The sequence below is a fragment of the Micromonospora sp. NPDC047187 genome (assembly GCF_040643355.1).
Lineage (GTDB): Bacteria > Actinomycetota > Actinomycetes > Mycobacteriales > Micromonosporaceae > Micromonospora > Micromonospora salmantinae.
In genome coordinates this window covers 1-5,184 of sequence record NZ_JBEYUF010000055.1, presented here as the reverse complement: position 1 = coordinate 5,184, position 5,184 = coordinate 1, and the positions used below count along the sequence as shown (strand labels likewise).

At 70.8% G+C, this 5,184-nt stretch carries 5 protein-coding genes; 2 read left to right on the top strand and 3 right to left on the bottom strand.

Features of this window, described 5'->3' with window-relative positions; translation table 11 throughout:
- Window positions 1-70: 70 nt before the first annotated feature.
- Both ABZ794_RS33800 and ABZ794_RS33795 read right to left on the bottom strand, forming a co-directional pair.
- Window positions 71-1,510, bottom strand: a complete 1,440-nt coding sequence (locus ABZ794_RS33800; RefSeq protein ID WP_210783768.1) for an MFS transporter — start codon at window positions 1,508-1,510, stop codon at window positions 71-73.
- A gap of 85 nt (window positions 1,511-1,595) precedes the next feature.
- The gene (locus ABZ794_RS33795; RefSeq protein WP_112587077.1) at window positions 1,596-1,832 is read right to left on the bottom strand and encodes a hypothetical protein; all 237 of its coding nucleotides are present in this window, start codon (window positions 1,830-1,832) and stop codon (window positions 1,596-1,598) included.
- Window positions 1,833-1,971: 139 nt separating this feature from the next.
- Here ABZ794_RS33795 and ABZ794_RS33790 point away from each other — a divergent pair, with 139 nt between their 5' ends.
- Both ABZ794_RS33790 and ABZ794_RS33785 read left to right on the top strand, forming a co-directional pair.
- Window positions 1,972-3,132, top strand: a complete 1,161-nt coding sequence (locus tag ABZ794_RS33790) for a geranylgeranyl reductase family protein (protein ID WP_238688912.1) — start codon at window positions 1,972-1,974, stop codon at window positions 3,130-3,132.
- Between the two features lie 84 nt (window positions 3,133-3,216).
- The gene (locus tag ABZ794_RS33785; RefSeq protein ID WP_167362358.1) at window positions 3,217-3,390 is read left to right on the top strand and encodes a hypothetical protein; all 174 of its coding nucleotides are present in this window, start codon (window positions 3,217-3,219) and stop codon (window positions 3,388-3,390) included.
- A gap of 58 nt (window positions 3,391-3,448) precedes the next feature.
- Here ABZ794_RS33785 and ABZ794_RS33780 read toward each other — a convergent pair.
- Window positions 3,449-5,184 (bottom strand): 5'-nucleotidase C-terminal domain-containing protein (locus ABZ794_RS33780; RefSeq protein ID WP_357519482.1); only part of this gene is annotated, 1,736 nt, incomplete at its 5' end.

The following is a 5,184-nucleotide window of genomic DNA, read 5'->3' as shown; positions in this document are numbered from 1 at the left end:
GGCCTGTGCCATCGGGACCGGCTGCCCGAGGGTGTGGCAACCCCGGGTGCCGGCCAGCGGCGTACCCCGGTCAGTTCTTGTGGTTGTGGCTCCGCCAGATGTCGAGCAGCGCGGTGATCAGCGCGAGCGCGATGATGCCGGTGGCGAGCATGAGGGACTGTTCGAAGGCGTTGGTCCAGTCGCCGCGGCTGTCGGCCAACGTGGAGAAGAACAAGGAGCCGACGGCGGCGATGCCGGCGGCGGCGCCGATCCGCTGGCCGGTCTGGAGCATGCCAGCGCCGCTGCCGGCCTGCCCGACCGGCACCTCGGAGAGGGTGATCGTCTGGTTGGGGGCGATCACCAGCCCACTGCCGATGCCGGCGACGAGCAGTGGGCCGGCGGTGACCCAGGGCGCGGGGGCGCCCGGGAAGAGGTGCAGTGCGATCACCGTGGCGGCCAGTCCGACCACCACGGTGAGCAGTCCGATGGCGACCAGTGGTCGGCCGAAACGGTTGACGATGCGGCCACCGAGCACGGCGGCGGCCGCCGAGCCGAGGGCGAAGGGGGTGATGGCCAGGCCGGCGACGAGGGCGCTGTAGCCGAGCCCCATCTGCAGGAACAGGGTGAAGATGAAGAAGATCGCGGTGAAGCCGCCGAAGTAGACGAGCGCCAGGATCGAGCCCAGCGTGTACGACTGGAAGCTGAACAGTCGGAGGTCGAACAGGGGTTGGTGGTGGCGTGCGTACCGTCGTTCCCAGAGCCCGAAGGCGACCAGCACCGCCAGGCCGACCGGGATGAGCGCCCACTTCCACGGCGTCCGCCACTGCTGCTCCTGCACCAGTGGCAGCAGGACCAGGACCACACCGACGCCGAGCAGTAGGACGCCGACGGGGTCGAGTCGATGCCAGCCGGGTTGGCCGCCGGCTCGGCCGGGCAGCAGCCGCCAGCCGAGGATCACCGCGAGGACACCGACCGGCACGTTGACGAAGAAGACCCAGCGCCAGCCGTGTTCGTCGCCGCCGATGGCGATGAGCAGTCCGCCGAGCAACGGCCCGACGGCGGTGGAGATGCCGATGGTGGCGCCGAGCAACCCGAACGGGCGGGCACGTTCGGGCCCCCGGAACAGTTGCTGGATCAGCCCGATGACCTGCGGGTTGACGACGCCGGCGGCGGCGCCCTGCAGCAGTCGGGCGATGACCAGCCAGGTCGGGGAGGTGGCGAGGCCGGCGAGCGCGCTGGTGATGGTGAACAGCGCGATGCCGAAGACGAACGCGTTGCGCCGACCGCGGGCGTCGCCGAACCGGCCGGCGGGCACCAGCGCCAGGCCGAAGGTGAGCGCGTACCCGGAGAGAATCCACTGCAGGTCGCTCGACGACGCGTGCAGCGCCCGGTCGATGGAGGGCACGGCCACGTTGACGATGCTCACGTCGAGCAGCGTCATGAACGCGGCGACGAGTCCGACGCCGACCGCCTGCCAGCGTCGGCGATTCTCGGCCGCTGTCACCGGCTGCGGCGTCTGCGCCGCGCTCATCGCGCCCCCCGTCGACCCTCGGTCGTCAATGGTTGACCGCTACCCGGGTCTTCGGGGGGCGAACCGTGTCGGGTGGTTCCGTCGGTCACGCCATCTGGCGGGCGCAGAACCGGGGACCGAAGTCGAGGCCGGCCATCGGTGAGTCCTCGCGGTGCAGCAGGCCCTTCTCGGTGAGCAGGTGCAGGGGGCTGCCCACCTGCTCCTGGGTGAGCCCGGATTCCTCGGCGATCAGGTCCGGGTACGGCACCTGCCCGCGTGCCTCGAGGGTGGTGACCGCCTGGTACACCCGTTGCTCGGCCTCCGACAGTTGCACCTGCTGCATGGTTCCTCCTTGTGCTCGTCCGCCACCGCGGTGGCGGTTGCCGTGCGCCGGTTACCCCCTCGGTGCCCGAAGATGCACACCCGATCGGGCGGTCGCGACGGCCGGCGGTGCGGCCGGGGAGGTGCCCTAGGCTGCTTCCGTGATCGTTTGGGATCTCGTCGTTGTCGGCGCCGGCCCCGCGGGGCTGTCCGCGGCGCACGCCGCTGCCTGTGCGGGCGTCTCCACTCTTGTCGTCGAGCGAGCAGTTCACCCGCGGTACAAGACCTGCGGCGGTGGCCTGATCGGCACCTCGCTGGCGGCCGTTCAGGATCGGATCGAGGTGCCCGCGCACGACCGGGTGGACCGGGTGACGTTCACCCGCGACGGCCGTCGGGAGTTCACCCGCCGCAACGGCAGTCCGGTGGTGACGATGGTGCGCCGTGAGGAGTTCGACGACCGGCTGCGCGCGGCGGCGGTCGCCGCCGGCGCGCAGCTGCGGGAGCGGGTCGCGGTCCGCGCGATCGAGCAGGACCCCGAGGGGGTACGCCTGCGGCTGGCCGACGGTACGACGATCGCGGCTCGTGCCGTGATCGGGGCGGACGGCTCGTCGGGGGTGACCGGTCGGCACGTGGGGGTGCGGTACCGGCAGGTGGATCTGGGTCTGGAGTTGGAGATTCCGGTGCCGCCCGCGGAGCAGGAGCGCTGGCGGGGCCGGCTGCTGTTGGACTGGGGCGACATGCCGGGCTCGTACGCCTGGGTCTTTCCCAAGGGTGACCGGCTGACCGTCGGTGTGATCGCCGCGCGGGGGGCGGGGGAGGGGACCCGCGAGTACCTGCGGCGGTTCGTCGACCGGTTGGGTTTGACCGGGTTGCCGGCGGAGCACGACTCCGGTCACCTGACCCGTTGCCGCGCGGAGGATTCACCGTTGCGCAACGGCCGGGTGCTGGTGGTGGGGGATGCGGCGGGGCTGCTGGAGCCGTGGAGCCGGGAGGGCATCAGCTTCGCGTTGCGCTCCGGGGAGTTGGCCGGAGCGGCGGTCGCGGACGGTGACCTGGCCGGGTACGAGCGGGCGGTGGCCGAGCGTCTGCTGCCGGAGATGCGGGCGGGGTTCCGGCTGCTCGACGTGTTCACCCGACGCCCGGACGTGTTCCACGCCCTGTTGGCGACCCCGCCGGGCTGGCGGATGTTCGTGCAGTTCTGCCAGGGGCGGGCGAGCTTCGACGAGATGCTGCGCCGCCGCCCGATCCGGGCGGCCCTCGCGGTGCTGGACCGGTTGTCCCATCCATCGCGCCAGGCCACCACGGCTCACCCAGGATCCTAGGACGCCTTACGGGGTGTGCCCGCGCCTACTGGTGTCGACCGGCCCGGCCGCCGGACAATCACACTGGAGCAAGAGGAGGCGCTGATGACCGAGCAGCCGTTCACCGACGACGAGTACGCGTTTCTGCGCCACGCGCGGTTCGGGGAGTTGCCGCCCGCCGTCCGTCCCGACGAGCGGGTGGCCCTGACCGAGACCGATCCCGGGCGCGACCGGCCGGAGGAGTCCGAGGACCCGATCCGCTGGAACGTGCAGGGCTGAGAAACGCGCGACGGGCCGCAGGTGTCGCCACCCACGGCCCGTTGGTGATGCGCTGCGGTCAGAAGACCGGCACGCCCTCGCGTACCAGACGCCAGTTGGGCTGGAAGAAGTCGGCCGGGTCGATCGTCCCCTTGGCCTGTGCCCAGTCGATGAGCAACTGACGGATCTCCTGCTGCGCGTTGTAGACCTGGGTCTTCACGATGCCGGGGAAGTTGCCGCCGCCGCTGCGCCGGTAGTTGTTCACCGCCACCACGAACTGCGCGTTGTCCGCCACCGGGGTGTCGGTGCCGGCCAGCACCAGCCGGGTGATCCGCTGCCCGACCGGCTTGGAGATGTCGATGTCGTAGTCCAGGCCGGAGAAGACGTCGTAGTTGTAGTCCGGCACCGCCGGGTCGCTGATCTGCTCCGGGTCGACCGGGGCGCCCGGCGCGAACGTACGGAAGTACTTCGCCGAGTACTCCAGATAGGCGCGCACCTCGGCGCCGCTGAGCACGACCGCCTCGAGGGTGTTGTCGTACACGTACAGGCCGGCCACGTCGCGGATCTTCACGTCGCCGGCCGGGAAGACGGCGGTCCGGCTGAACGGCGCCGCGATCGACAGCACCGGCAGGTCCGCGTACGCCGTGCCGGCCAGCGCCGCGCCGACCACCTCGGTCTGCACGTGGTTGATGAAGTCCAGGATCGGCGTGTCCTTGTACCGTGACTCCGCCGCCGACAACTCCACTGTGGACGTGGCGACGACCTGGTTGACGTACGCCACGGTCTTCTGGTGCTGGGCCCGCACGGCGGCGAGCACCTTCGGGTCCTCGACCACGGTGTTGGTGTTCAGCATGGTGGCGGCCTTCTTGGTGATCGCCCACCGGCCACGCTCACGGGTGAGCGTGAAGTCCATCCGGGTGAGCCGCTGGCCCCACTTCGACGGCTCGGAGAGCAGCACCTGCGTGCCGGTGCGCTCGTTGGTGACGAACCGCTCGACCACCTCGTTGTGCGCGTGACCGAAGAGGATCGCGTCGATCCCCGGCACCTGCTGGGCGATCAGCGCCACCGGGTTCTCGTTCGGCAGCTCGGGGCCGTAGCTGGACGTGCCGCTGTCACCGCCGTGCGCCGAGATCAGCACGAGGTCCGCGCCGCGGGCCCGCATGATCGGCACCCACTTCGCGGCGGTCGCGACCATGTCGTCGAAGCGCAGCTTGCCCTCGACGTTGCCCTTGTCCCAGATGGCCACACCGGGGTTGGTCAACCCCAGGATGCCGACCCGCAGGGTCGGCGCGGCGAAACCGAGGGAGACCTTCTTGATGACGTACGGCAGGAAGGCCGGCTTGCCGGTCTTCGCGTTGACGGCGTTCGCGGCGAGGGCCGGGAAGCCGAGCTGACGGATCCACAGGTCCAGCAACGGCAGCCCGTAGTTGAACTCGTGGTTGCCCAGCGTCACCGCGTCGTAGTCGATGACGTTCATGGCCCGTGCCATCGGGTGCTTCTCCCCGGTGGCGGTGATCGGCTCCTGCTTGGCGTAGTACGTGGCCAGCGGCGTGCCCTGGATCGTGTCGCCGGCGTCGAGCACGAGCGTGGCCTTGCCGCGCCGCTCCCGACGGATCTGGTTGATCAGGGTCGCCAGCTTCGCCACGCCGATGTCGTTCTGCTTGCTGTCGTCGTACTCGGCGTCGCGGTAGTAGTCCCAGTTGTAGACGTTGCCGTGCGTGTCCGACGTGCCCAGGAGGGTGAGGTCCCAGGTGCGCGGCCGGGCCGCGCCGGCCGCCTGCGCGGGCGCGGCGGCGATCAGCGGGGTGGTCGCCG

Bases quoted from the DNA above. Each gene is read 5' to 3' on its own strand.
- ABZ794_RS33800 (WP_210783768.1), bottom strand. From the start codon at position 1,510: ATGAGCGCGGCGCAGACGCCGCAGCCGGTGACAGCGGCCGAGAATCGC.
- ABZ794_RS33795 (WP_112587077.1), bottom strand. From the start codon at position 1,832: ATGCAGCAGGTGCAACTGTCGGAGGCCGAGCAACGGGTGTACCAGGCG.
- ABZ794_RS33785 (WP_167362358.1), top strand. From the start codon at position 3,217: ATGACCGAGCAGCCGTTCACCGACGACGAGTACGCGTTTCTGCGCCAC.